The following is a 23,801-nucleotide window of genomic DNA, read 5'->3' as shown; positions in this document are numbered from 1 at the left end:
TAAGTCGGCCTAGGCCCCTGGAAAGCGGGGCTGTCGGCACCAGTGAATGAGTACTGCGAGAAGCCCGCAAGATACGAAAAAAGGCCCGTTTTGCCTAATCCAGCCTACTCTTTTGGCTTGCTCTTGTCGGCTTTGTGCTGACCAGCTTTGGGATTGTAGGTCTTGATTTTTTCCCCCACGGCGGGGTTCTGTTTTTTCCACAGCGGCTGGCCCCGGTAGCGGTTGCCGTTGTGGAAATGCACCTTGCGGGTGTGGCAGGATGCCATAGGACAGGTGCGGCAGGAAGCGGCCGTCAGAAACAGTAAAAGCGGCACCAAGAACCGCAGGGCAAACAGGCGAAATTTCATGGCGTAAAGGTAGACGTTACGCCGGGGTGTTCAAGGCCACTAGGTCCTCTCCTTCCCATTCGCGCAGAAACTGGGCCAGGAAGGTTTCCAGAAACTGGTGGCGCTCCTGGGCAATGCGCTGCGCGGCGGGCGTGTGCAGCCGCTCGCGCAGGTGCAGCAGCTTCTCGTAGAAGTGATTTAGCGTGGGCGCCGTGTTCTTTTTATAGCTCTCGAACGAGTCGTGCACGATGGGCGCCACGCTGGGGTCGTGCAGGGGCCGGCCCTTATGACCACCGTAGGCAAAAGCCCGGGCTACCCCGATGGCCCCAATGGCATCGAGGCGGTCGGCATCCTGCACCACCTCTCCTTCCGGCGTACTCATGGGCGTGGGCACGCCCAGGCCCTTAAAGGAAATCTCGCGAATAATGGTCTCCACCCGCTCAATAACAGCTTCCCCGACGTGCAGGCCCGTGAGCCAGGCCCGGGCGGCGCGCGGGCCGGCTTCCTCGTCGCCGGCGTGGAATTTCCAGTCGGCCACGTCGTGCAGCAGGGCGGCCAGTTCCGTGACCAGCTGGTCGGCAGCGGGCACGGTAGTCGCCAACGCCCGGCTGGTGTGCCACACCCGGCGGATATGCTCCCAATCGTGGCCCGAGCCCTCGCCCAGGAATTTGTCGCGGACGAAGTCGGCGGTTTGGGTAATGATCTGTTCGGCGCTAAGCGGAGGTACGGACATGGATTCGTTAGACAAGGATTCGGTCGCCGTGGCTGGGCGGCTGGGACGTAACGGTGAAAAGAAGTTCGTGCGCCGACTCGTTGCGCAACTGGTGCGGGGAAAGCGGCGGCACTTCCAGGCCCTGGTGGGCCTGCAAACGGTGAATAACCCCGTGTACTTCCAGCGTCGCCTCGCCCGAGAGCACGAAAAAGAACTGGTGGGCGCGCTGGTGGTAGTGCATTACCTCGGCCGCCCCGACGGGCATGCGCTCCTGAATAATGCTCAGGGCCGGCGTACGGACCAGGTGCCAGCCGTCGCAGCCGTCGCCCCAGGGGTAGTGCTCAGCATTCGAGGAGCTGACCGGAAAAAGCCCGGGCTGGGTCATGGCAAGGGAAGCTGGCGCAGTGAAAAATGAGGCGGCAAATTAGTGAGTTCAATCCAGCTGGCCCGGCGGGCTAGGTGGTCGCCGCGGAATTTTTAGCCTTGGTAGGTAGTTCTTGCGTATATTGCCTTCAAATGACGATTAAAAAACAAGCAAATGACAATGATGCGTAAAACTCCCGTGGCCACCATGGTTGATCTGATGGGCGGTGGCGCGGTCATTCCGCAGCTGGTCCACAACGAGCTGGATTTGCTGGCCGTGGCCCTGAAAGGGTTGTCGGTACAGGCCTTGCGGGCCCTGCAGCAGCGCCTGGGCTTCTCCAACAAGGAAATCAGCGTGGTGCTGGGCGTATCGGAAAGCACCCTGGCCCGGCGCGAGCAGGCCAAACGGGCCCTGACTCTGGACGAGGCCGAGAAAACCATTCAGCTCTCGGCCGTGCTGGCTAAAGGCTTGGAAGTGTTTGAGGACCAGGATGACTTTCACCACTGGCTGGAAACGGCCAACCCGGCCCTGGGCGGCGTGCGGCCCAAAGAGCTGCTTTCTTCGGCCATTGGCCGGGAGCAGGTGCGCGAAATCCTGGGCCGCATCGAGTACGGCATTTACTCCTAAAGTATTCCCGTTCCCGGGCAACCGGTGCTTTGGCGCTCCGCCCCCGTAGCGCAGGTACTTCCCTCCTGCTTTCCCCTGACTTTACTTTTTATGCGCCTGTATCGGCTCGGAAAACACCCCTACATTCAAGATACCACGGGCCAGGGCGGCTTGTATTACTCGGGCCGCTGGCACGAGAAAGGCACCCAGATTCTGTATACTTCCGAGCATTTGTCGCTGGCGAAGCTCGAAGTACTGGCCAACTCGCCTTCCCTGCCCCGCAACTACTTTGCCCTGACCCTGGAAGTGCCCGACGAAACGCCCCTAAAGCAAGTGGACCCGGACCAGCTACCGCCGAACTGGCAGCAACTCCCCTATCCGCTGGAGCTGGCCCAACTGACCCGGGCCTGGATGGAGGAAGCCGCCTTCTGGATCATGAAGGTACCTTCGGCCCACGCTCCTACCGAGTGGAACTACCTGCTCAACCCCCTGCACCCGGCCCACGGCCAGCTGCGGGTCGTCTCGTTGGAACCCCACCCGTTTGATAGTCGCCTAAAGCCGGATCTGGGTTCTACATAGCCCCTACAGTTGCCGCAGATACTGGGGCGGCACTTGGTCGGTAAGCCAGACTCCGTTGCCGGACTCGTAGAAGACAAACCCGGCCTGCTGCATGGCGGCGGCATCGATGGCCAGCAGGATGGGCTGCCCGCGCCGCTGCCCCACGCGCTGGGCGGTGTGCTCCTGGGCCGACAGATGCACGTGGTGGCGCTGCATTTTCTGCAGCCCCTGCTGGTGGATACCGGGCAAGGCCGCCGCCACGGTGCCATGAAAAAGTACCGCCGGCGGCGAGGCCGGCGGGAGTTGCAGATCTACCTCTACGCTGTGCCCCTGCTGGGCGCGAATCCGGGTACCGGTTTCGTCGAAGGCAAACCGCTGCTTGTCGTTGCCCGTCACTACCTGCTCTAGTTCGGCCCGGCTGATGGACACTCCCCGGCGGGCGGCCCCGGCCAGCAGCTCCTCCACCTGCACCCAGCCACCCTCGGCCAGCGTGAGCCCCAGGTCCTGGGGCTGGTGACGCAGGTGCAGGCTTAGAAATTTACTGAGACGGGTAAGCTGGTTTTTATCCATACAGGAAAGCTGAAAAGAACGAAAGTAGCAAAAACGGGGCAGCGCAAGCCCGTGCGCAAAGTAAGGCCTGCCCCGCAAACGGCAGCCCGGCTTTTGCCCAAGAAACAATTGGAAGCTGAAGTTATTTTCTATATTAGGAATCCGAACAGCCGTAGAAACGTTGTTTGGGCGGCCGATGCCTCCTTGTCAGGTATGATTCATTTTCCGGGCCGCTATTTGTTCATTGGACCCGCCGTGGTTCCTTATTTGTTTGCTGTATGGCTCACGAAGTTGCTAACCTGACCCTGGCCGAAGCCACCACCCACGCCCCATTCGTGGACTATGCCCGCTGCATCGATGCCAGCAGCCGCCCGTTCAACCACGTCGGCGACTGGCCCGAGGAGGGACAGGTCTACCCCGTGCGGGTGGTCGAGTCGCACCTGGAGGGCATGGCTCTGGTGCACATCCTGGGCTTTCAGGCCGAAGCGCCCTATTATAATGCCTATGCCCCCCACCGTTTCGAGCTGCTGCACACCGTGTGGCTAAACTAAGCAGGTGCCGGCGGCCCCGGCTTCACTTTATTTGCACTGCCAACAGGGCACTTCCCGCGGGAAGCGCCCTGTTTTTTTGCAGCCTATCCTACTCCCACCGGTAATGCACCGCCACGGCTCAGCTCATCACCGGCAGGGTGAAATGGAATACGCTGCCGCAGCCGGGCTGGCTTTCCACCCATAATTCGCCGCCCTGGGAGGTGATAAACTCCCGACTGATGCTCAGGCCCAGGCCCGAGCCACCCTTTAGTCCTTCTTTGGTTGGAATGTGGGCGAAGCGCTTGAAGATCCGCTCGTGGTATTCGGGCGCAATGCCGGGGCCGCAGTCCCGCACGCTCACCTGCACCAGCTCGCCGCGCTGCTCGGCGCTGATGTGGATTTGCTCCCCCGGGGGCGAGTAGCGAATGGCGTTGGCCATGAGGTTGATGACGACCCAGGTCGTTTTCTCCAGGTCGGCGCGCACGGCGGGCAGATCTTCGGGCAACTCGTAGTGCAGCTCCAGCTGCTTGTCTTCGAGCTGGGCCATGATGGTGTCGTCGGCGTAGTCCATGACCAGGGCCAGGGCCACGGGCTCGGGGTTGAGCTTGATGCCCACGCCCGCGTCGAGGCGGGAAACGTCAATCAATTCGCCCACCATACGCAGCAGACGCTGGGTTTCGAGGCGGATGCCGCCGGCAATGCGCTGCCGCTCGGCCGTGTCGGTACGCTCGTCCTGGAGCAGCTTCAGGCTGAGGTTGATGCTGGCCAGCGGGGTTTTGAGCTCGTGGGAGACGGTAGCCAGGAAGTTGGATTTGACCTGATCCAGCTTTTTGAAGTCGGAGATGTTGCGCAGGGACAGAATGTGGCCCACAAACTCAGTTTGGGCCGTCAGCTCGTTGTAGGACAAGATAGGATTGACCGACAAGCGGTAGTAGGCCTCTTCCCCGTGACGGGTGACGGTGTACTCCGGCGGCTCGGGCGAGTCGCGCGGGGGCGTGGTGGCTTCGGCATCCAGCAGCTTCTGCAGAAATTCGTTGTGCTGGGCCACGTCGGCGGCCAGCTGACCGATGAGGGCCTCGGCGGGCTGGCCCAGCAGCTCACTGGCCACGGGGTTCACCAGGATGATGCGCCGGTTCTGGTCGATGAGCAGCAGGCCTTCGTCGAGGCCCTGCACGATACTTTCCATGCGGTTGCGCTGCATCAGCAGCTCGGCCCGGCTGGCCGTGCGCAAGTCCTGCATCTGGCCCAGCACCCGGTTGAAGGCCTGGGCCACGTGGCCGACCTCATCCTGCCGCTCGATGGGCAGGCGGGCCCCGGTGCTGGGGTTGGCCAGCTCAATATCGGCGCTGAGGCGGCGCAGGGGCCGCACCACAATGCGGGGCAGCCGCAGCACCAGGCTCACGCCGAGCACGGTGCTCAGCACCAGAATCAGCAGCAGCGTGGTTTTGGCCGCCCGCACCGTCCGGGCCGCTTCCTCACCGTGCGCCCCCGAGGCCGCCAGGTTCATCGTCAGCAGGCGGTTGGTTTGGGCCTGCAGCTGGAGCAGTTCGGCCTGCCGGGCGGCCAGCGGTGCTTCGTTGTCGAGCAGGCGCTGGTAGTCGGCCAGGTTCTGGGTCAGGCTATCGACCAGTTCGGCCTCGCCGGGCTCGGTAATGTTGGCTCCTTCCCGGGTCAGAGCCCGGCGAAACTCCTCGAGGGCTGCGGGGCGGGCCGGCTGCTGGGTCAGGCCGCTCAGGGCCCAGAGCATCTGCCGGCCCAGCTCCACGGAGTGCAGATTGGCCCGGCGCACGTACTGGGCCCGGCGGTCCAGGCCGTGGAGCACGTTGTAGCTGTAGACGCCCACAATCAGCAGCAGCAGCAGCATGGTGAGCACACTCAGCCGGATTCGGTTTTTCAGGGTCATACGGGTTGAGCGTTAAAAGCTCAGGGCAAGGCTGGTCGTGACGTTGCCGTAGGTTTTGGTCGGCAAATTATCCGAATTGGTAAACAAACCCGTGCCTCCGCGCAGCACCCGGCCTTCTACCCGGGCCGTGAGGTGGCTGCTGGGCGCGTAATCCAGGTTGAGCGACGCGCCCCGCACTTCGGTGTTGGGGTCGGTGCCGGCGGGCAGGGCGGAGCTAATGATTACGCCGTGCTCGGCCGAATAGTACTCGGCCCGGCCGGCCAGGGCCCACTGCGGCAGGAACTGGTAGCGCACCACCACCGAGCCCGTGTGCCACAGGTCCTGGTCAGCGCGGTTTGCGCCCTGCTGGGTCCCGATATCAAACACCCCGGCCACGGAGAGCTGGTCGGTAGCCTGGTAGGTCAGGTAAAAATCGTGAAAAAAACGGCGACGGCGGGCCGTGTTCTGCGCCTGGTCGTTGCCGTAGTAAGTGCTGGAATTGAGCAGCAGCTTATCCGTGGGTTTCCACTGCAGCTGGGTACCCAGGCTTTTGGCCCGGTTCACGTCCCGGATCTGCTGCCAGCCATTGAGCACCAGCGCGGTGGCCGTGAACCGGGGCGACACTTCGTAGGTGAACCGGGCCCCGGTTTCGTAGTAGGGCGAGTTTTCGGCCATCAACGAGCGGGTCAGCGTCCAGTTGTCCTTGCTCAAAGCCGATTCAAATCCAATGTGGGAGCCGAAAATACCCACATCGAGCCAGGCCTTGGCCGTGGGCCGGAAGCCGGCGTAGGCCTCGTAGATGGTACGCAATACCGTGGGCTCGTTGGCATAGTTGGCCTCCACGTAGGTGCCCGTGTGCAGGGCAAAAGCCCCGCGCACCCGGGCTTCCTCGTAGCGCAGGCCCAGCACCGCATTGTTGAGGGCAAACTCGTTGGCGCGGTTGTGCGCGTACAGAAAGCCGGGCCGCTGCGGGGCCTTGCCAGTAAAGTCGTAGCCGTAGTAGCCGTCGGCAAAGCCGTAGAGCGTCAGGCCAGCCGGCAGCAGCGTGGCCGCCGCCGGGGTACTACGGGCCGAGTCTGGGGCCGTGGGCTGCTGGGCCAGCGCCGGAGCGCTTGCAAACAGGGCGGCAAGGAGAGGAAGGGCGAATTTCATGGGTGCAGAGGGCCGGCTGCGCCGCGCGAAAGGCAAGCGGGCAGGGCGGTGAAAAGATTCGAGAAAAGGCAAATCAGGCCTTAGAGGCCGTACTCCTGCAACTTGCGGTAGAGCGTAGTCAGGCCGATGCCGAGCTGGCGGGCGGCCTCGGTTTTGTTGCCTTCCACGTCGGCCAAGACTTCCCGGATGTGGCGGGCTTCGACGGCGCGCAGGCTCCGGTCGTGGGGGTCGTCGGTGGCCCGCAGGGCGGCGGGCAGGGTGTAGAATTCGGTGGGCAGCAGGCCGGCAGCCACCAGCTCGTTGTCGGGCGTGAGGATGGCGGCCCGCTCCAGCACGTTTTTCAGCTCCCGCACGTTGCCCGGCCAGTCGTAGGCCTGCAGCAGGCGCAGGCACTCGGCATCGAGGCCCGGCAGGCGCTTTTTGAGGCGGGCGGCGAAGTACTGCAGAAAGTGCTGGGCCAGCACGGGCACGTCGGCCGGGCGGGCTTTCAGCGGGGGCACGTCGATGGTAAAAACCGACAAGCGGTAGTACAGATCGGGGCGAAAACGGCTTTCCTGGGCTTCGAGCTTGAGGTTGCGGTTGGTAGCGGCCACGATGCGCACCTGCACGGCCGTGGGCGTGGTCGCGCCGAGCTTGGTAAAGGTCTGGGTTTCGAGTACCCGCAGAAACTTGGCCTGCACGTTAAGCTCCAGCTCCCCGATTTCATCCAGAAACAGCGTGCCCCCATTCGCCTCTTCCAGCAGGCCTTTCTTGTCGGTCAGGGCTCCGGTGAAGGCGCCCTTCTTGTAGCCGAACAACTCCGATTCGAGCAAGTCCTTGGGAAATGCCGAGCAGTTGACGGCCACAAAGGGCTTGAGCCGGCGCAGGCTAGCCTGGTGAATGGCCTGGGCGAATAGCTCCTTACCCGCCCCGGTGGGCCCTTCCAGCAGCACGGTGGAATCCGTCACGGCCACCTGCCGGGCCAGATTCTGGGCCGCCCGCAGCGCCGCCGACTCCCCGATCATGGTTTCGAAGCTGTGCTGGGCCCCGACTTTGCGCTCCAGCTCGGCCACCCGGCGCTGCAGGCGGGCCTTGTCGGCGGCCCGCTCCACGATGACCACGAGCTGGTCGTCGGAGTCGCCCTTGGTCAGGTAGTCGAAGGCGCCCTGCTTCATGGCCTGCACCCCATCGGGAATGGTACCAAAGGCGGTCATGAGCACGATTTCCGCCTCGGGGCAGCGGGCGCGCAGCTTCGGGATAAGCTCCACGCCGTGGGCATCGGGCAGCTTCACGTCGGAGAGAATCACCAGCACGTCCTCGGCGTGCTGCTGCAGGGTTTCCAGGCCCCGGCGGGCATCGGCGGCCTGCAGCACCGTGTAGCCTTCCAGCTCCAGCACCCGGCTCAGGAGCTGGCGCAGGCGGGTTTCGTCGTCGATGATGAGCAGGGTACCGGTGGGCATGGTTGGCAAGGAAGTAGGGCGAACTGGGTTGTTCGCGTGGCGGAACGACACCTGGTGAAACAACTTCAACGGCGCAGGACACACACGAACTACCCAGTTCGCGCTACTGCACCCGGCAAAAGTAGCAGCAATTTCAAGCGGCGCGGATTTCATCCTTTAGCATCTCCACAAACCGGTTGAATTCGGGCTCGGCTTCCACGTTCGGGTGCCAGGCCAGGCCCATACCGGCCAAATCGTACTGGTGGTCTTTGCTGATGGTGGCCCCGGGCAAAAGCTGCCCGGCGGCGTCCCGCTCGTAGCCCATCAGCCAGAGCGTGTCGGACAGGGCCGTGGTGGTAGCAATGTCGTGGGAGACGATGACCACGGTGTTGAGTTCATCCATCGTGGTGACTTCGAGGATGATTTTCTTCACTTCGTCAATCATGGCCACGTCGAGGCCGGAGAAGGGCTCGTCGAGCAGAATCAGGTGGTCGGAGCACAGCAGCTGCTGGGCAATGGCGGCCCGCTGCCGCTGCCCGCCCGAGAGCTGGGCGGGGTATTTCTTGCCGTGCTGCTCGAGCCGAAACCGCTCCAGATACGCGGCTACTTCGCGCTTGGCGGCTTCGGGCTCGTGCTTGCGGGCGGCGGCCAGCAGCAGGTTGTCGGCCAGGGTGCGGTGGTTGAACAAGGGGTAGCGCTGCTGCACCAGTCCCACGTCGCCGGCCTGCACGGGGCGCTGCTCCTCCCCGACCCGCACCGTGCCCGTGGCGGGCGGCGTGAGCCCGGCAATGATGCGGCAGAGCACCGACTTGCCGATGCCCGAGCGGCCGTAGAAGCCCACGACCTGCCCCTGGGTCATGTTGGGCCGCACCACGTTCAGCACCTGGGCACTGATGTCGCGCAGCACTATTTCCCCGTGGTAGCTCATCGACACGCCCTCCAGGGTCAGCACGGGTTCTTTGTGAAAGTAAGGAGTCATCTGATGAGATGGTGAACTTGTGAAATAATGAGTTTTCGATGGGCGGAAGCGGGAATGCACTTGTTGTATATTTCTCACTTTGTACAAAATACACAACCTGCCTTGTTGTAAATAATCAGCTATCTGTAAAATAGACAACAAATAATGCGGTAGGTGTTTGTAGGTTTTAGCAGCCGGCAGGGGCCTAGCTGGCCGCTGTCAGGGCCGAGTGGGGAAAGAACACCCGGCGCAGGAGCACGAAGACGTAGTCTTGCAGGGCGCCGGTAGCCAGAATGACCAGCTGAATGGCCAGCACCCCGTCGAGGTGGAGGTAGCGGTTTTGCTTGTAGAGCAGCAGCCCGATGCCGCCTTCCGACTGGTAGAGGGTTTCTACCAGCGTTATCATGGTCCAGATGATGGCGAAGTTCTGGCGCACGACTTCCAGCATCAGATCCAGCTTGCCCAGCACCACGACTTCCCAAAAGCTGCGCCACTCGCCCAGGCCCAGGGTGCGGGCGTGGTCCATTTCCTCCCGGGTAGTGGTCAGAATGACGCTGGTCATGCCCGTAACTAAGTACACGGTGGTGGCAAAGACCAGCACCGAGAGCTTCACCTGATGGCCGGTGCTCAGCAGCAGGGCCATGAAAAACGTGAGGCCGGTGAGCGTGAGGTAGCGCATCTTGGTGGCGGCGTAGGCAATGGGCCGGAAAAACGGCAGGGCCGTCAGGTAGGAAATGACCAAGGCCAGCACGGTTCCAATGGCCAGGGCCTGCAGGGCCGTGGTCATGCTGGCCCACAATTCCTGGATCAGGCCCTGGGCGGTGATTAAGTCGCCCAACGCCCGCAGTACCTGGCCCAGGCTGGGAAACAGCTGCAGGGGATAAAACACCCAGAGCAGCACCAGTACCAGCAGCTGGGCCCCCACCATGGTGGCAAACACCGGGCGGCTGGGCTGGGCATTGGGGGCAAATAGCTCTTTCATGAAGGTGAGGTGGTGAGTTTGCTGTTCAAGGGGCATCAAGGGCGCTGCGCGGAGCGCACCGGGTTGAAAAGAGGGAGCAATGATGGGGCACAGCCCGAAGAAGCCCCGCTCCGGGCGGGACTTCTTCTTTGCTATGCATCAGAATAAGGCACGCGGGATAAGTCCGCTAGGATAAGACACGAGCAGTGGAGCAGATGGGGATTCACCACCTCACTAATGCACCATTTAATTTCCCAGCACGATTTCCACGCGGCGGTTTTTGGCGCGGCCGTCGGGGGCGGTGTTGGGGGCCAGGGGCTCGGTGGCGCCGTGGGCGTAGATCTGGACCCGGCCCTCGGGGAAGGCGCTGGAGCTTTTGCGGCTCAGCCACTGCTGCACGGCCAGGGCCCGGTCTTCCGAGAGCTGCTGGTTGCGCTGCGGGTCGCCCTGGTTGTCGGTGTGGCCGTGGACGGCCACTTTGAGGCGACCGGCCACTACCAGGTCGTCGAAGAGCTGGTTCAGATCCCGCTCGGCGGCCGGCGTGAAGGTGCTCTTGCCGGTTTCAAACTCGATGTTCCAGGCCCGCTTGCTCACGCTGCGGCGGATTTCATCGTCGGCGGCAAACTGCTGCTTGTCGGCCGGGGCAATGGCCTTGCCCTTGTACTGGGCCTGCAATTTCTTGAGCAAGGTCAGGTCCAGCATCTGGTCCAGGGGCACGTAGCTGGGCAGTTCCTTGGGGTAGAGCTTGCTTTGCACGTCGCCGAAGGTTTTGTACACCGAGGCGTAGATGTTGGTACCACCTTCTTCGAGGCCAAACAAGGCCAGGTTGTCACTGAAGTTAAAGACCTTGCTTCCCCCCAGCTCCACGACTTCCCCGGTGCGGTCGGCTTCCGATACTCCTTTATAATAGCGCAGCCAGTAGGCCCCGGGCTTGTCCTTGTCGCCGTACACCTCCGCGCTGATATCGGCGGCGCGACTCAGGGCCTCGGGGTGCGACTTCACCTGGTCGCCGGCCACGGCCAGGGCCGTCATGATGCCTTCCACTTCCTTGGGGTGCGCCTCGTACCAAAGCTTGGTGGTGACCATGATGTTGGGCATCTGGTTGGAGTAATCCTTGGTCGAGACGATGTTCACCAGGCCGCCTTTCTGCTTGGCAATGTTCACGTCGCCGGGCGTCCAGGTGGCTACGGCGTCGGCCACGACGTCTACTTTCACGCCGGTGTCCTTGCCTTTCACCACCTTGGTACGCTGCTCGGGCTTGCCGGCAATGTACTTTTCGGCGGCCACCAGAAAGTCGGAGGCGGCCATGAAGTTCACCGCTTCCGGGTCGTAGGTGGTTTCGTCGGGGTTTACTTTCAGGCCGTTGTCGGCGCACCACTTCAGGGCAATGTTCTGGTCACCGTCGCGCAGGTAGCAGGCAATGGTTTTGCCCAGGGCCGCCTTGGGGGTATCGAGCCACTCCTTGGGGCCCATCAGCTTATCCTCCCCGTACGACTTGCCGCAGCTATAGGGCAGAATCTGCAGGCCCGTGCCGGCTTTTTCCAGCTGGGCCTGCACCGCCGAGAAGGCCGGCAGTCCGTCGCCCATGATGCTGACGATAAGCCCGGGCGTGTCGGGGTTGTTCTGCATGTCCAGGGCGTTTTTCACCAGGTCGGCCTGCATCTTGGCCACGTCGTCCTGGCGCACGATCTGCAGGTTGATGCCGTTGGCGGCCATGCTGGAGCCTTCCGTGGTGCGGGGGCCGCCGTTGGCCAGCATGCCCGCCATCTGCGAGTTCCAGGCCATTACTTCCCAGGTCACGGCGGCGCCCTTCTCGGTAGGCGCGCTGCCCGGCAGCGGGGCCAGGGGCACGGCAATGTTGGTGCGGCTGCCGCTGGTTTGGGTGGGCAGCTCAATGGAGTTCAGCAGCACCGACTCGGTAGCGGCCTTTTTAAAGACGACCCCGCTGCCGATAAGCTTGTTGATGCCGAAGTAGAGGAGCGCCACAATCAGGGCGCCAATCACGATTTTACCGCGCGTTGTCATTGTAGTAGTTGGTTGTTAGTTGTCAGTTGGTTGGTTGGTCAGTCGGCCGATTCCCCTCGTTTTTTAAGGGAGGGGGAATCGGCTGGGGGGGTTAGCCCAGGAGGCAGTGCACTGCCGTGGCAAGCAGGGCGTTAATCAAGCAGATTAGAATAGGCATCGTTGGTGGCTTTAGCGGTGGCAGTGGTGCTCAGGGTGCTGGGCTTTTCGTTGAGCAGGGTGTTGAAGTCGCCCTTCTGGTACTTCTCCAGCAGGCGCTGGCCCTTCTCGCTCATTACCCCGTTCTGGATGTCCATTTCCTTCACAAACTCCTGGCTGTAGCGCATGGCCTGCTTGATCTGGCCCAGCTGCTGGGCCATGTCCTGGGCCACGCGGTCGGTGGCCATGTCGAAGAAGTACTTCTTGTCCGGGTCGCCGCGCAGAATGTTCATGGCGGCCCGCATGCCCGAGCTGGTACGTTTCACCAGCTCGTACTCGTCCTTGAGCAGGTTGACCTTGAACTTGGAGTTGTCGATCTGGCGCAGGGCGGCCTTCAGAATCTGGCGCATGACCAGCGTCACGTTGGCCGTGGTGGTCAGCATGGGCTGCAAACGGGAGTTGTAGTCTTCCAGCTGGGCGGCCCGCGAAGCGTAGGATTCGGCGAAGTCCTTTTCGCCCTTGCGGGCGGCCGAGTCGGCCAGGCGCAGGTATTCCTGAAGCTGCTGCTGGTTGCCGTCCATCTTGCGCTTCACCAGCTGGTGGGCACCTTCGATGTGGCCCACTTCGGCCTCCATGTTCTGGGCTTCCTTCTCGGTGTTGCGGATGTAGTCCTGCATAATGCCGATGGGGTCCGTCTCGACGAAGATGCCGGCCGCGGTGCGGAAGATGCGCTGCCCGGCGTACCAGAGCCCGGCCTTGACGCGCTTGCTGGTAACGACCAGAAACAGGACAAACAACGCCCCGAGCCCAATACCGAGCTTAACTGTGTCGAAGACGATGTCGACCAGGTAGGGCACGATCTGGCCCCAGAAGTAGACGCCAGCCCCGGCAGCGGCGGCCAGAAACACCCAGCCCGCCGCCTTTTCCGGCTTTTGCCATTTGGGTAAGTCAGTGGATGATTCGGAAGGCAGGTATGTGTTCATATGGGTAAAGTTTAGTGTGTAGCGAAGGAACTGCCAGATAGTAGGCCAGGCGCGGGCACTTAGCGGGCCCCCACTAGAAAGGACTGGGCCGCCTGGCGGTGCGCCTGCAGTTCGGCCGCCGCCGTGGCGTTGGCCAGCTCGTAGGAAGCCAGTGAGGCCTGGGCTTTCTGCCGCTCGGCAACGAGCTGCTGCTGGGTAGCCTGCAACTGCTGGCTTTTGGCTTCCAGCTGTTTGGTCAGGTCGGCCAGGTCGGCCTGCAGCTGCTGCTCCTGCCCGGCCAGCTGCACCAGGGTGCTAGCCGGGGCATTGGGAATCTTGATTTCGCCCAGCTTCTCCTGGTGGCGCTCCAGCACCTTGTTGCGGTCTGCTTGCAACTTTTGGGTAAATTGATCCGCTGAGCTCAGCAGCGTGGCGGCATCGAGGCCCGTGACGGCGGCAAAGGCGTGGAAGGCCGTTTGGTAGAGCACCGGCCCAGCCAGGCCGCTGGCCCCCATGCTCTTTACCATTTTGGTATAGGCCACGAAATCCTTGCCGTCGCCGGCCAGCAGCGAGGCAATGTGGTCGAGGTGGCGCTGCTCGGGCTGAGTTACGCTGGGCTGATGCAGGGCGAAGGAGCCCGGCCCCGGCGCCACCGGGAGCTGCTGCGGAACCGGGGAGCCCGGTAGTGGGGTCGGGCCTTTACTGGCCTTACCCGGGGCGCTGGGGTCGTCGCCCTCCACAAAGAAGTCTTTGGCGGCTTTGGCGAGGTTGTCGAAAAGGTCCATGGGGCGGAGATAGTAGGTGATGGGTGATATGGGCCTCTTGCCAAGACCAGTGCCGCGCCCGGCCCCGTTTTTACAAACTATTCGTAACCTTCTGTATTTCAGCGATTAATAATTGCACGCTCTTTCATAGACTGCGGCAAGTCAGCTCCTACCCTTTCGTTTTGGGAGGGTAGGTTTTCCATATCAGTATGCTCTTCGGTGAGGCATGAGAGCAAGAACTTGCCGGGGCAACGCGGCCGGAGGGCTCCGTTGGCGGGTAGCGCATGCCCGGATGGCTGGTACGAGGCCGCCAACCGGGCACGCCCGGCACACGTTTCCGGACTCTGGCGGCGCGGGCGCCCAACAGCGGGGCGGCGGGCTTTGCTGGCATCTTCCGTTCTTTGCGCTTCCACTCCTTCCCTCCTTTTTCCTGTTGCACGTATGCTTACCACTCGATTTACAACGGCTGCCCTGGTGGCGCTGGGCCTGGTTGCGGGCGCCTGCTCCTCCGAAACCGACAAGGTGCAGCCCGCTTCCCTACCCGAACACCTCACGCTGGGCAATCCCAGCGGGGCCGTGGCGGATGAAAAGCAGCCCACGAATTATCTGCTGTCCAAGCCCCAGTATGCCGTTTCGTACCACCGCGACCGGGGCATTCCGAATTGGGTAAGCTGGCATCTGAGTCCGGAATGGCTGGGCTCGGCGGCCCGCCAGGACGACTTTGGCCCCGATGCCACACTGCCCGCCGGCTGGTATCAGGTCAGCAGCAGCAGCTACACCGGCTCGGGCTTCGACCGGGGCCACAACTGCCCCTCGGCCGACCGCACCAAGACCGTGGCCGACAACTCGGCCACGTTTCTGATGACCAACATGGTACCGCAGGCGCCCAACAACAACCAGCGCACCTGGGCCACGCTGGAAAACTACTGCCGCACGCTGGTCGACCAGGGCAATGAGCTCTACGTCGTGATGGGCAGCTACGGCAAGGGCGGCACCGGCTCCAACGGCTACAAGGAAACCCTGGACAACGGCCGCGTGACGGTACCCAAACGCATCTGGAAGGTGGTGGTGGTTTTGCCCCCGGGCAACGACGACGCGGCCCGCGTCGGCAGCAGCACCCGCGTCATTGCCGTGGATACGCCCAACGAGAATGGGCTGGACACCGACTGGGCCACCTACCGCGCGTCCGTGGATGCCATTGAACAGGCGACTGGCTACGACCTGCTGTCTCAGGTGCCGGCGGCCGTGCAGGCGCCCCTGGAAGCCCGCGTTGATACGGGCCCCACCCGCTAAGGCCGCTTAGTTAGGGGTTATCAGGCCGGTCCTGACCGGGTTCCGCAAGCGGGCCGGGTCAGGACCGGCCTTTTTTTCACCCCTTTCCATTGCCATATCCCCCTGCTGTCCTAGCATCCGAAAATCTTCTCATCGGCCGTGTGGAATTAACAGCCCGGTAGCATCCTGCTGTTGTACCGTGCTTCTATATTCTGCCTAGCCTATGCGTCTTTTTCTACTACTCGCGCTTCTTATCCTACTTATACTGCCCGCCACCGGCCAGCAGCGCCTGGCCCAGGCCCGGCAGCGGAGCTACCTGACTAAGGTATTCCGGTTGACGGAGGCCCAGGCCCGGTTTCTCTACGAACACCACCTGCAAGCCGCCCGCCCCGACTTTTTCACCCAGCCGGTCGATTCGTTTCCGGCCGATACAGAGGACGAGCTGGCTCTAAACCGCTCTTTGCCGCTGGGCTACTACCTGGTGGCGCACACCGAGGGGCCGCAGCTGGTGTACTGGCTGCGCTGCGAAACCGACCGGGACGTAGCCGTGCTCGACAACCAGGTAGACCTTACCCTGGTGGTGCGCGACTCGCTGGGCCAGCTCCTCGACGACGCCCAGGTACGCCTGGGCCGCCGCCCGGTGCCCTTCGATGCCGCTACCCGCACCTACCGCGTAGTCAAGGGTGGCCGCGGCGGGCTGGCCGCCGTAACCCACGCCGGGCGCACCACCTTTCACGCGGTGCAGCAGCAATTTCCCTACTCCCGGGGCTATGAGCAGCAGGCCTGGGGCCGGAAAGTGCTGGGCATCGGGCGGCGTATCGTATTCGGCTTTCCCCTGGGCTATCTGACGACGCCCGTCTGGAACCTGGGCCGCGACCTGAAGCAGGCGTCCTACGTGACGACCGGCCCGGTGGGCCTGCTCCGGTCGGCCTTTAGCGCCGAGGTACGCCAGGAGCGCCAGGACCAGCGCCGGAGCGGCCGGGAAAACGCACAGCAAAGGCGCTGGGAGAGTTTCGTCGCCCTGAGTAAACCCAAATACCGACCCACCGGCGACACGCTCCGCCTCAAGGTGCGCCTGCTGCGGCGCCCCGGCGGCCGGCCCGGCCGCCAGCCCCTGACCTTGTGGCTGGGGGGCGGCCACGGGCAGCCCGAGAAGAAAATAACCCGGCTGCGCCCCGTGCGCCCCGGTTCCTACCAGTACAGCCTGCCCCTGACCGACACCCTGGGGCTGAAGGCAGATACCCGCGTGGGCTTTCGGCTGGCAAACCGCCGCGGGCACACCCTGGCCGCGAGCACCTTTCGACTGGAAGACTACGAGCTGAAACGGGCGCGCTATACGCTGCGGGCCGCCGAGAAAGAGCCGCGGCACGGCCAGCCCCAGGCGGTGTTTCTGCGGGGCACCGACAGCAATGAACTTAACCTGCTCGACGCACGCGTGCGGCTCAGCGTAACGCCCAGCGCGCCGCTGGGGGCCTTTACCCAACGCCGGGTTTTCTTGCCCGATACGCTCTGGACGCACACTCAGGCCCTGGATGCCACGGGCGAAACCCGCCTGAATCTGCCCCCGCGCCTTTTCCCGGCGGCCGATTTCAGCTACCAGGTAAAAGCCGCCTTTTTGACGGCCGACAACGAACGGCACACCGAAACCCTGACCCTGCCCTACCGCCTCGACCCGGGCAGGCTGCACCTGGAACTGGTCGGCGACTCGGTGCGGCTGAGCTACCAGCACCTGGGCCAGTCGGTGCCCCACCCGGCCACGCTTACCCTAACCAAGAACCCGGACGGGGACGAGCTGTCTGCGGAGCCCGTTGGGCTGCCGCGCACCGTGGCCGTGCACCCAGAAGCCAGTTCCTATGAAGTATCAGATGCCGAGCACCGCTGGGCCGACCTGGAACTGACGGCCGAGAACAGCGGCCTGGCCCTGCGCTCCGACCGGACACCCGACTCGATTTTCCTGGCCGTAGAAAACCCGCGCCGGCTCCGCTTCTGGTACTATGTGTATCGGGGCAATACGCTGGTTTACCGCGGCTACGGCCCACGCTGGCAGCTGGCCACCGCCGCCCCCGACCGGCAAACCTGGTCGGTGTCGCTGCACTATTTCTGGGGCTCGCAACTGCGTACTGCCGAATATACCGTGGCTGTGCCCCAGCACCAGCTCGTGGTTCGCACCGAGCAGCCGGCCGTAGCCTACCCGGGCCAGAAAATCCGGCTCCAGTTCACCGTCACCGATGGCGGCGGCCGGCCCGTGCCCAACGCCGACCTGACGGCGCTGGCCTACACCAGCACGTTTGGGCAGGCCCAGCCCGCGCAAAATCTGCCCAGCTTTGCGCGGCCCGTGGTCGGGCGCGTCTCGCGGCGGCGGTTCGCGCTGCGCAACAACTTTGAAAACGCCCCTGAAAACCCGGCCGAGCAGCTGCTAGCCTGGCCGCAGTGGCGCCACCAGCTGGGCCTCGACTCGCTGCAGTTCTACCGGTTTCTGTATCCTGAGTCGGGCGCGTTCTACGAATACCGGCCCGCCCCGGGCGGTCTGACCCAGGTGGCGCCCTTCGTGGTCGACTCGGGGCGGGTGCAGGCGCCGGTGGCCGTGTACGTGGATGGCGTGCCGGTGTACGTGCACCAGCTCAACCAGGAGGAACCCTACGCCTTGGTCGCCGAGCCGGGCCGGCACACGCTCAGCATCCGCACCGTGAACCGCCTGGTAACCCTGCACGACGTGCACCTGCGCCACCTGCACAAGCTCACGCTCAGCATCGATGTCAACCAGCCCTGCCAGGAGCTAACGGTAGAGCCCCGCCCAATCTCGCTCACCCCGGCCGAAGAACGGACCCTGACCCGTTCCGTCCTGGTGCTCGACGGGTATACCGGCCCTGGCAGCAGCCTGCGCCAGGGCAACGTGCTGCGGCCCCTCACCCCGGGTTCTACCGGTGTCTACAGCGTGAGCGGCCCGTTCCGCCCCGACTCGGTGCTGCTGCGCCGGGCCGACGGGCTACGCAGCCGCTTCCTGTTTGAGCCCCTGTTTCGCTACGACGTGGCCCCGGGGCTGCTGAAGATGCGCTGCTTTGAGCCCCTGCGCCTGTATTTGAGCCACGCCCCCCAGCAGACGGGAATACCCCTGCAGGATTTTGCCCTCACCGAGGCGGCCTTCACGGCCCGTTATCGGCTCAACAGCCCGCTCTGGACCAACCCAGCGCCCGGCCCGCGCTACGCCTTCCATACCCCGGCCACCACGCCCCCGGGCCGGGGCCGGCTGGAAGTACGCTTGCCCCAGCCCCTGGCTGGCGACGAGCTGCCCAAGCCCACCTTCCTGCTCCTGACCCAACCCGGCAAGCCGGCTTTTCAGCGCCTACAGCCCGGCACCGCCTTGCTGCACGACCTAGCCCCGGGCCCGTACCGCGTGGCCGTTCTGCTGGCCGACAGCACGAGCCTGGCTCCGGCGGAGAATATTCTGGTCGAGGCCAACGGCGTCACCTATGTGCAGCTGCGGCGGGCGGACCGGCAACCCGGCGCAAGCCTGCGCCGGCGCATTGCACAGTTGCTACCCACCTACGTAGACAAAGGCCCTGCTACCCCAACCGCCGAGCTGGAACGGGCCCGCCGCACCGTCACGGTGGTGCAGCATACCACCCCGCAGCCGGGCTGGCGCACCATTTATGGTCAGGTGACGGACCGCAGCAGCGGGGAAGGCCTGCCCGGGGTGACGGTGCTGCTGAAAGGCTCCTCCATTGGGGTTTCCACCAATTCCGACGGTACCTACTCCCTGCAAGTGCCCGAAGAAAACACCGTACTGGTCTTTAGCTCCATTGGTTACGTCCAGGTCGAAAGGCCCACCAGTAGCAGTGAACTCAACGTAGGCATGGCCGCCGATGCGAAGCAGCTCTCCGAAGTGGTCGTCGTAGGCTACGGCGCGCAAGCCCGCCGCTCCGTTACCGGGGCTGTTTCCACCGTTACGGGACGGGTGGCCGGGGTACAGATTACGGGAACACCGGGCAGTTCGGCCAGCATCCGCATCCGGGGGGTAGCCTCCCTGCCGGCGGCCGAGCAGCCGTTGCTTATTCTCGACGGGCTGCCCTTCAACGGCCGCCTGGAAGATCTGGCCCCGGCCGATATTGCCGCAGTGAATCTGCTGAAGGGCGCTGCCGCTACGGCGGCCTACGGGGCCCGGGCGGCCAACGGCGTGCTGTTTATCACGACCAAAGCCAGCCAGGCCGGCAACGACCCCGCCGGCCGTGACCCGCGCCTGGCCCTGCGCCGCAACTTCCGCGACTACGCCTGGTGGCGGCCCACGCTCGTCACCGATGCCCAGGGCCGGGCCAGCACCGAGGTAACGCTGCCCGACGACGTGACCGGCTGGGATACCTTCGTGCTGGGCTCCGACGACCAGGGTCGGGTCGGCAGTGCCACTGGCTTGCTGCGTTCCTTCAAAGCGCTGCTGGCCGAGCTGGCGGTGCCGCGCTTTCTGGTGGAGGGCGACCGGGCCCAGGTGCTGGGCAAAACGCTCAACTACCGCCCCGATACGGCCCAGGTTACCACCAGCTTCCGGGTAGACGGTCAGCCCGGGCGCCAACTGGCCCGCCAGGTCATTACCGCCACCCAGGATACGCTGACCATGACGGCCCCCTCGGGCCGGGATTCGGTGCTGGTCAGCTTTAGTTTGCAGCAGGCTAGCGGCTACGCCGACGGGGAACAACGCCCGATTCCGGTGCTGCCGGCCGGCACGCGCGAGAACATTGGCACCTTCGCCATGCTGACTAGTGCCGACACCACCCTGACGTTGCCCTTCGACCCCACGCTGGGCCCCGTGACGGTGCGCCTGGAAAGCGACGCGCTGCCCGTGCTGCTGTCCGAAATTCAGCACCTGCAGGCCTACGCCTACCTCTGCAACGAGCAGGCTGCTTCCAAGCTCAAGGCCCTGCTGCTGGAACAGCAGATTCGGGCCAGGCAGCACCAGCCATTCAAAGGTGAGCGCAGCATCAACTTCCTGATCCGCAAGCTACTGAACGGTCGCCGCCAGCCCGAAGGACTCTGGGGCACCTGGGCTAGTTCGGAAGTCAGTCCCTGGGCCACTACCCACGTGCTGGAAGCTTTGCTAGCCGCCGAAAAAGCCGGCTACCAAGTGCGCTTCGACCGGGAAAAGGTTCAGGAATACTTGCTGCGGGAGCTCGACCACAGCCTGGCCGCCAGGCCCCAGGAGCTACGCCAGCAGAAGCGTTGGCACTTTCAGGCGACCGACGACCAGATTCGGCTGCTGCACGTGCTGCACCGGCTGGGCGTGCCAACCGACTACCGCACCTACGTAACCCGCCTGGAGCGCGCCCACCAGGGCCGCCAGCCCCTGGACCGCTACCTGGCCCTCACCGAGCTTCGCCAGCAGCTGGGCCTGCCCTACCAGCTCGACACGCTGCGCCGCTACCGCCTCGCCACCCAGCTCGGCGGTGTGTTTTACGCTGATACCCTGCGCCCAGGCTCCTTTTACCGCTACGTGCTGCGCCCCCAGGTGGGCTCCACGCTGCTGGCCTACCGCCTGCTGCGCACCCAGGGTGGCCACGCGGCCGAGCTAACCCGACTGCGCAGCTACCTGCTCACGCTGCGCCGCACCGACCACTGGCACAGCACCTACGAAGCGGCCCAGATTCTGGAAACCATCGGCCCGGACCTGCTGGCGGCGGGCCAGCCGGCCCTGGCGGCCAAGGTGCAGCTCAGCGGCAGCAGCCAGGAAATCGGGCAGTTTCCGCGGGAACTGACGCTGCCGGCCGGCACGGGTCCCCTCGTGCTGCGCAAACTGGGCCAGCTGCCCGTTTACGCCACGGCCTACCAGACGCGCTGGAACCCGGCCCCGGCCGCGGCGGCCGCCCCATTCACGGTGAAGACCGCGCTGGCCGGTCAATCGGGGCAGCGGGTGAGCCTGCGGGCCGGGCAGCCGGCCGAGCTGGTCGTGACCGTAGAGGCCAAAGCCGAAGCGCGCTACGTGCTGCTGGAAGTACCCATTCCGGCCGGCTGCTCCTACGGGGAGCACAAGCCCGGCAATTCCTTTGAGGTGCACCGGGAATACCTGCGCCACCAGGCCGGCATTTTTATCGACCGGCTGCCCATCGGGGTGCACACGTTCCGGGTGGCTTTGCAACCGCGCTTCCGGGGCCGCTACCTGCTGAACCCGGCCAAGGCGGAAATGATGTACTTCCCCACCAACTTTGGCCGCAGCGCCAGCAAGCAAGTGCGGGTCGAGTAAGAACTAAGCCAGCAAATACTATATAGGAAGCCCGGCGGCAAACCGGCACCACGCATTTCGTGGCCCGGTTTTGCCGCCGTACTTTTACAGTCGGGGTTCCGCGGCCAGGCGCCTGAGCTGGTCGGCATTTGTTCCGGAATCCGCTTTTTCGCATGCCCTACCTGCTCATCGACGACCTGCACATAGAGGTCGTCCGCAAGAATATTCGTAGCCTGCGCCTGACCGTGTATGCCCCCGACGGCCGGGTGCGGGTGGCTGCCCCGCTGCGCACGGCCGACGCGGCCATTCAGGCCTTCGTGACCACCCGCCGGGCCTGGATTCGCAAGCACCAGGAGCAGTTTGCGGCCCGCGAGCAGCCGGCCGCGCTGGAGTATGTAACCGGCGAAGTCCACCCGTACCAGGGGCGGGCCTACCAGTTGCGCGTCGCAGCTGGGGGACCCGCGGCCGGGCGGGTGCAGCTCCGGGAAGAAGGCTTTCTGGACCTCTGGATTGCCGAGGCCAGCACCCGGGAGCAGCGCGAAAAGGCCCTCAATACCTGGTACCGGGCCCGTCTGAAAGAGCAGCTTCCGGCCCTGGCGGCCCGCTGGGAACCGGTGGTCGGCGCCCAGGCCAACGTGTGGGCCGTCAAGCAGATGCGCACCCGCTGGGGCACCTGCAGCATCCGGGCCAAGCGGATCTGGCTGAATCTGGAGCTCATCAAGCAGCCGGTGCACTGCCTGGAATACGTGGTGGTCCACGAGCTGGTACACCTGCACGAGCGGCTGCACAACCAGCGGTTCTGGGGGCTGATGGACCAGTTTATGCCCGACTGGCGCACGGCCAAGCAGGCCCTGCGCTCGGTGCACCTAAAGCCCTGCGGCTAAGCAACCGGTAACGCGGAAAGCGCCGCTTCGCGTTACAAGCATTCCTCGATACCTTACGGCCTTTCTACTGCTTATCCTAACCCGCCGATGCTGCTCACCATCTCGACTACCCACCAGCCGGCCACCGACCTGGGCTATCTGCTGCACAAGAACCCGGCCCGCCTGCAAACCATTGCCATTGCCTACGGCCAGGCCCATATTTTCTACCCCGAAGCCACCCCCGAGCGGTGCACGGCCGCCCTGCTGCTCGACGTAGACCCCATTAGTCTGGTGCGCAACCACCGGGGGCCGGCGGGGGAAGGCTTTGCCCTGGAGCAGTATGTCAACGACCGGCCCTACGCGGCGTCCTCGTTTCTGAGCACGGCCTTGTCGAAGGCCTTCAACACGGCCCTGAACGGCACCTGCAAGGACCGCCCCGAACTGCCCGAGGTGCTTTTGCCCCTGGAAGCCACCGTGGCGGTGGTACCCGCGGCCAATGCCGAGCAGCTGCGCCGGCTGTTTGCCCCCCTGGGCTACGAAATCGACACCGAAGCCCACCCACTCGACCCTACAGTACCGGCCTGGGGCGAGAGCCGCTACTTCACGCTGCGCCTGCGCCACACGGCCCTGCGCCTGCGCGACCTGCTCAGCCACCTCTACGTCCTCATCCCGGTACTCGACAACGACAAGCACTACTGGGTACATGAAGCCGAGGCCGAGAAGCTGCTGCACCGGGGCGCGGCCTGGTTGCCCCAGCACCCCGACCGGGAGTTCATCACCCGCCGCTACCTGCGTAATCTGGCCGAGTTTGTGAACCCCACGCTCGAACGCCTGCTCGAAGGCGACGAGCCGGAAGCAGGGCCCCTGGTGCTGGCCGAAGCCACCGATGCCGACGCGGCCGACGGCCCGACCTTTACCCGCGACACGCCCGCGCCCGACCGCCCCACGCCCAGCCTGCACGACCAGCGCCTGGACCGCGTGGCGGAAGAAATTCGCCGCCTCGGGGCCAAGCGGGTGCTGGACCTGGGCTGCGGGGAAGGCAAGCTGCTGCGCCGCCTGCTGCAGCTGCCGCAGGTAGAGCACGTACTGGGCCTGGATGTGTCGGTGCGGGAGCTGCAGCGGGCCCAGCAACGCCTGCACGTGGCCGAGATGCCCCCCCGCCAGCGCGAGCGGCTCACCCTTACCCAGGGCTCCTTGCTCTACCACGACCCGCGCCTGGCCGGCTACGACGCGGCCGCCGTGGTCGAAGTCATCGAGCACCTGGATGAAAGCCGCCTGGCCGCTTTCGAGCAGGTGGTCTTTGCCCGCGCCCAGCCCGGCGCCGTGCTGGTCACGACCCCCAACGCCGACTACAACCAGCGCTACGAAACGCTGTCGGCCGGGGAGTTTCGCCACCACGACCACCGCTTCGAGTGGACGCGGGCCCAATTTCAGGCCTGGGCCGAGGGCGTGGCCGGGCGCCACGCGTACCGGGTGCGCCTCGAGCCATTAGGAGCAGAACTGGAGGACTATGGCGCGCCCTCGCAGCTGGCCGTCTTTGAGCGGTAAGATGGCCGCGC

General features: G+C 64.4%; 19 protein-coding genes. 7 read left to right on the top strand and 12 right to left on the bottom strand.

All coding sequences use genetic code 11. The annotated features are described in order from the left end of the window. Positions 1 to 104: 104 nt before the first annotated feature. From E5K02_RS03800 to E5K02_RS03790, 3 genes are read right to left on the bottom strand one after another with little or no spacing between them, the layout of a single operon-like run. Entirely contained in the window at positions 105 to 347 is a 243-nt protein-coding gene (locus tag E5K02_RS03800; RefSeq protein ID WP_135392230.1) for a hypothetical protein, read from the bottom strand. 16 nt (positions 348 to 363) lie between these two features. Beyond that, positions 364 to 1,059: an HD domain-containing protein gene (locus E5K02_RS03795; RefSeq protein ID WP_135392228.1), complete on the bottom strand. Its 696-nt coding sequence runs from the start codon at positions 1,057 to 1,059 to the stop codon at positions 364 to 366. A 7-nt stretch (positions 1,060 to 1,066) separates the two neighbouring features. Further along, on the bottom strand, positions 1,067 to 1,423 hold the full coding sequence (locus tag E5K02_RS03790; protein ID WP_135392227.1) for a cupin domain-containing protein: 357 nt from the start codon (positions 1,421 to 1,423) through the stop codon (positions 1,067 to 1,069). 159 nt (positions 1,424 to 1,582) lie between these two features. Between E5K02_RS03790 and parS the strand changes: the two genes are divergently transcribed. Together parS and E5K02_RS03780 are read left to right on the top strand one after the other, a co-directional pair. After that, the gene (gene parS / locus E5K02_RS03785; protein ID WP_240737141.1) at positions 1,583 to 2,029 is read left to right on the top strand and encodes a type II RES/Xre toxin-antitoxin system antitoxin; all 447 of its coding nucleotides are present in this window, start codon (positions 1,583 to 1,585) and stop codon (positions 2,027 to 2,029) included. A 90-nt stretch (positions 2,030 to 2,119) separates the two neighbouring features. After that, a complete protein-coding gene (locus E5K02_RS03780) occupies positions 2,120 to 2,587 on the top strand; it encodes an RES family NAD+ phosphorylase (RefSeq protein WP_135392224.1) in 468 nt (155 codons plus the stop codon). 3 nt (positions 2,588 to 2,590) lie between these two features. Here E5K02_RS03780 and E5K02_RS03775 read toward each other — a convergent pair whose 3' ends face one another. Further along, positions 2,591 to 3,136: an RNA 2'-phosphotransferase gene (locus E5K02_RS03775; RefSeq protein WP_135392222.1), complete on the bottom strand. Its 546-nt coding sequence runs from the start codon at positions 3,134 to 3,136 to the stop codon at positions 2,591 to 2,593. A gap of 257 nt (positions 3,137 to 3,393) precedes the next feature. Here E5K02_RS03775 and E5K02_RS03770 point away from each other — a divergent pair, with 257 nt between their 5' ends. Further along, entirely contained in the window at positions 3,394 to 3,666 is a 273-nt protein-coding gene (locus E5K02_RS03770) for a hypothetical protein (protein ID WP_135392219.1), read from the top strand. Positions 3,667 to 3,784: 118 nt separating this feature from the next. On the opposite strand, the gene E5K02_RS03765 is transcribed toward E5K02_RS03770, so the two are convergent. The 8 genes from E5K02_RS03765 to E5K02_RS03730 all read right to left on the bottom strand — a co-directional run bounded on the left by E5K02_RS03765 (position 3,785) and on the right by E5K02_RS03730 (position 13,923). Next, the gene (locus tag E5K02_RS03765) at positions 3,785 to 5,548 is read right to left on the bottom strand and encodes a HAMP domain-containing sensor histidine kinase (protein WP_135392217.1); all 1,764 of its coding nucleotides are present in this window, start codon (positions 5,546 to 5,548) and stop codon (positions 3,785 to 3,787) included. A gap of 12 nt (positions 5,549 to 5,560) precedes the next feature. Further along, positions 5,561 to 6,679, bottom strand: a complete 1,119-nt coding sequence (locus tag E5K02_RS03760; protein WP_135392215.1) for a porin — start codon at positions 6,677 to 6,679, stop codon at positions 5,561 to 5,563. 80 nt (positions 6,680 to 6,759) lie between these two features. Next, positions 6,760 to 8,118, bottom strand: coding sequence for a sigma-54-dependent transcriptional regulator (locus tag E5K02_RS03755; RefSeq protein ID WP_135392213.1), 1,359 nt, complete (start codon positions 8,116 to 8,118; stop codon positions 6,760 to 6,762). 133 nt (positions 8,119 to 8,251) lie between these two features. After that, complete coding sequence (locus tag E5K02_RS03750; RefSeq protein ID WP_135392211.1) at positions 8,252 to 9,076, bottom strand: ATP-binding cassette domain-containing protein; 825 nt, start codon at positions 9,074 to 9,076, stop codon at positions 8,252 to 8,254. Positions 9,077 to 9,260: 184 nt separating this feature from the next. After that, entirely contained in the window at positions 9,261 to 10,037 is a 777-nt protein-coding gene (locus tag E5K02_RS03745) for an ABC transporter permease (protein WP_135392209.1), read from the bottom strand. 225 nt (positions 10,038 to 10,262) lie between these two features. Further along, positions 10,263 to 12,041: an OmpA family protein gene (locus tag E5K02_RS03740; RefSeq protein ID WP_135392207.1), complete on the bottom strand. Its 1,779-nt coding sequence runs from the start codon at positions 12,039 to 12,041 to the stop codon at positions 10,263 to 10,265. A gap of 131 nt (positions 12,042 to 12,172) precedes the next feature. After that, positions 12,173 to 13,159 carry a PspA/IM30 family protein gene (locus tag E5K02_RS03735; protein WP_135392205.1) on the bottom strand — a complete coding sequence of 329 codons (987 nt, stop codon included), beginning with the start codon at positions 13,157 to 13,159 and terminating at the stop codon, positions 12,173 to 12,175. 59 nt (positions 13,160 to 13,218) lie between these two features. Next, a complete protein-coding gene (locus E5K02_RS03730) occupies positions 13,219 to 13,923 on the bottom strand; it encodes a hypothetical protein (RefSeq protein WP_135392203.1) in 705 nt (234 codons plus the stop codon). A gap of 420 nt (positions 13,924 to 14,343) precedes the next feature. Between E5K02_RS03730 and E5K02_RS03725 the strand changes: the two genes are divergently transcribed. The 4 genes from E5K02_RS03725 to E5K02_RS03710 all read left to right on the top strand — a co-directional run bounded on the left by E5K02_RS03725 (position 14,344) and on the right by E5K02_RS03710 (position 23,790). Continuing rightward, positions 14,344 to 15,195 (top strand): DNA/RNA non-specific endonuclease, encoded by an 852-nt coding sequence (locus E5K02_RS03725; RefSeq protein ID WP_135392201.1) that lies wholly within the window; start codon positions 14,344 to 14,346, stop codon positions 15,193 to 15,195. Between the two features lie 202 nt (positions 15,196 to 15,397). Continuing rightward, a complete protein-coding gene (locus E5K02_RS03720; RefSeq protein WP_135392199.1) occupies positions 15,398 to 21,400 on the top strand; it encodes a carboxypeptidase-like regulatory domain-containing protein in 6,003 nt (2,000 codons plus the stop codon). A gap of 152 nt (positions 21,401 to 21,552) precedes the next feature. Next, a complete protein-coding gene (locus E5K02_RS03715; RefSeq protein WP_135392197.1) occupies positions 21,553 to 22,263 on the top strand; it encodes a M48 family metallopeptidase in 711 nt (236 codons plus the stop codon). Positions 22,264 to 22,350: 87 nt separating this feature from the next. Then, on the top strand, positions 22,351 to 23,790 hold the full coding sequence (locus tag E5K02_RS03710; protein WP_135392195.1) for a 3' terminal RNA ribose 2'-O-methyltransferase Hen1: 1,440 nt from the start codon (positions 22,351 to 22,353) through the stop codon (positions 23,788 to 23,790). Positions 23,791 to 23,801 lie beyond the last annotated feature (11 nt).

The organism is Hymenobacter metallicola, assembly GCF_004745645.1.
GTDB classification, from domain to species: domain Bacteria; phylum Bacteroidota; class Bacteroidia; order Cytophagales; family Hymenobacteraceae; genus Hymenobacter; species Hymenobacter metallicola.
The sequence above is the reverse complement of the archived record's forward strand: the minus strand, read 5'-3'. Positions and strand labels throughout refer to the sequence as shown.

What these genes read in the sequence shown, in the direction of transcription:
- E5K02_RS03800 (WP_135392230.1), bottom strand. Translation starts at nt 347, where the DNA reads ATGAAATTTCGCCTGTTTGCCCTGCGGTTCTTGGTGCCGCTTTTACTG.
- E5K02_RS03795 (WP_135392228.1), bottom strand. Translation starts at nt 1,059, where the DNA reads ATGTCCGTACCTCCGCTTAGCGCCGAACAGATCATTACCCAAACCGCC.
- E5K02_RS03790 (WP_135392227.1), bottom strand. Translation starts at nt 1,423, where the DNA reads ATGACCCAGCCCGGGCTTTTTCCGGTCAGCTCCTCGAATGCTGAGCAC.
- parS (WP_240737141.1), top strand. Translation starts at nt 1,583, where the DNA reads ATGATGCGTAAAACTCCCGTGGCCACCATGGTTGATCTGATGGGCGGT.
- E5K02_RS03780 (WP_135392224.1), top strand. Translation starts at nt 2,120, where the DNA reads ATGCGCCTGTATCGGCTCGGAAAACACCCCTACATTCAAGATACCACG.
- E5K02_RS03775 (WP_135392222.1), bottom strand. Translation starts at nt 3,136, where the DNA reads ATGGATAAAAACCAGCTTACCCGTCTCAGTAAATTTCTAAGCCTGCAC.
- E5K02_RS03770 (WP_135392219.1), top strand. Translation starts at nt 3,394, where the DNA reads ATGGCTCACGAAGTTGCTAACCTGACCCTGGCCGAAGCCACCACCCAC.
- E5K02_RS03765 (WP_135392217.1), bottom strand. Translation starts at nt 5,548, where the DNA reads ATGACCCTGAAAAACCGAATCCGGCTGAGTGTGCTCACCATGCTGCTG.
- E5K02_RS03760 (WP_135392215.1), bottom strand. Translation starts at nt 6,679, where the DNA reads ATGAAATTCGCCCTTCCTCTCCTTGCCGCCCTGTTTGCAAGCGCTCCG.
- E5K02_RS03755 (WP_135392213.1), bottom strand. Translation starts at nt 8,118, where the DNA reads ATGCCCACCGGTACCCTGCTCATCATCGACGACGAAACCCGCCTGCGC.
- E5K02_RS03750 (WP_135392211.1), bottom strand. Translation starts at nt 9,076, where the DNA reads ATGACTCCTTACTTTCACAAAGAACCCGTGCTGACCCTGGAGGGCGTG.
- E5K02_RS03745 (WP_135392209.1), bottom strand. Translation starts at nt 10,037, where the DNA reads ATGAAAGAGCTATTTGCCCCCAATGCCCAGCCCAGCCGCCCGGTGTTT.
- E5K02_RS03740 (WP_135392207.1), bottom strand. Translation starts at nt 12,041, where the DNA reads ATGACAACGCGCGGTAAAATCGTGATTGGCGCCCTGATTGTGGCGCTC.
- E5K02_RS03735 (WP_135392205.1), bottom strand. Translation starts at nt 13,159, where the DNA reads ATGAACACATACCTGCCTTCCGAATCATCCACTGACTTACCCAAATGG.
- E5K02_RS03730 (WP_135392203.1), bottom strand. Translation starts at nt 13,923, where the DNA reads ATGGACCTTTTCGACAACCTCGCCAAAGCCGCCAAAGACTTCTTTGTG.
- E5K02_RS03725 (WP_135392201.1), top strand. Translation starts at nt 14,344, where the DNA reads ATGCTTACCACTCGATTTACAACGGCTGCCCTGGTGGCGCTGGGCCTG.
- E5K02_RS03720 (WP_135392199.1), top strand. Translation starts at nt 15,398, where the DNA reads ATGCGTCTTTTTCTACTACTCGCGCTTCTTATCCTACTTATACTGCCC.
- E5K02_RS03715 (WP_135392197.1), top strand. Translation starts at nt 21,553, where the DNA reads ATGCCCTACCTGCTCATCGACGACCTGCACATAGAGGTCGTCCGCAAG.
- E5K02_RS03710 (WP_135392195.1), top strand. Translation starts at nt 22,351, where the DNA reads ATGCTGCTCACCATCTCGACTACCCACCAGCCGGCCACCGACCTGGGC.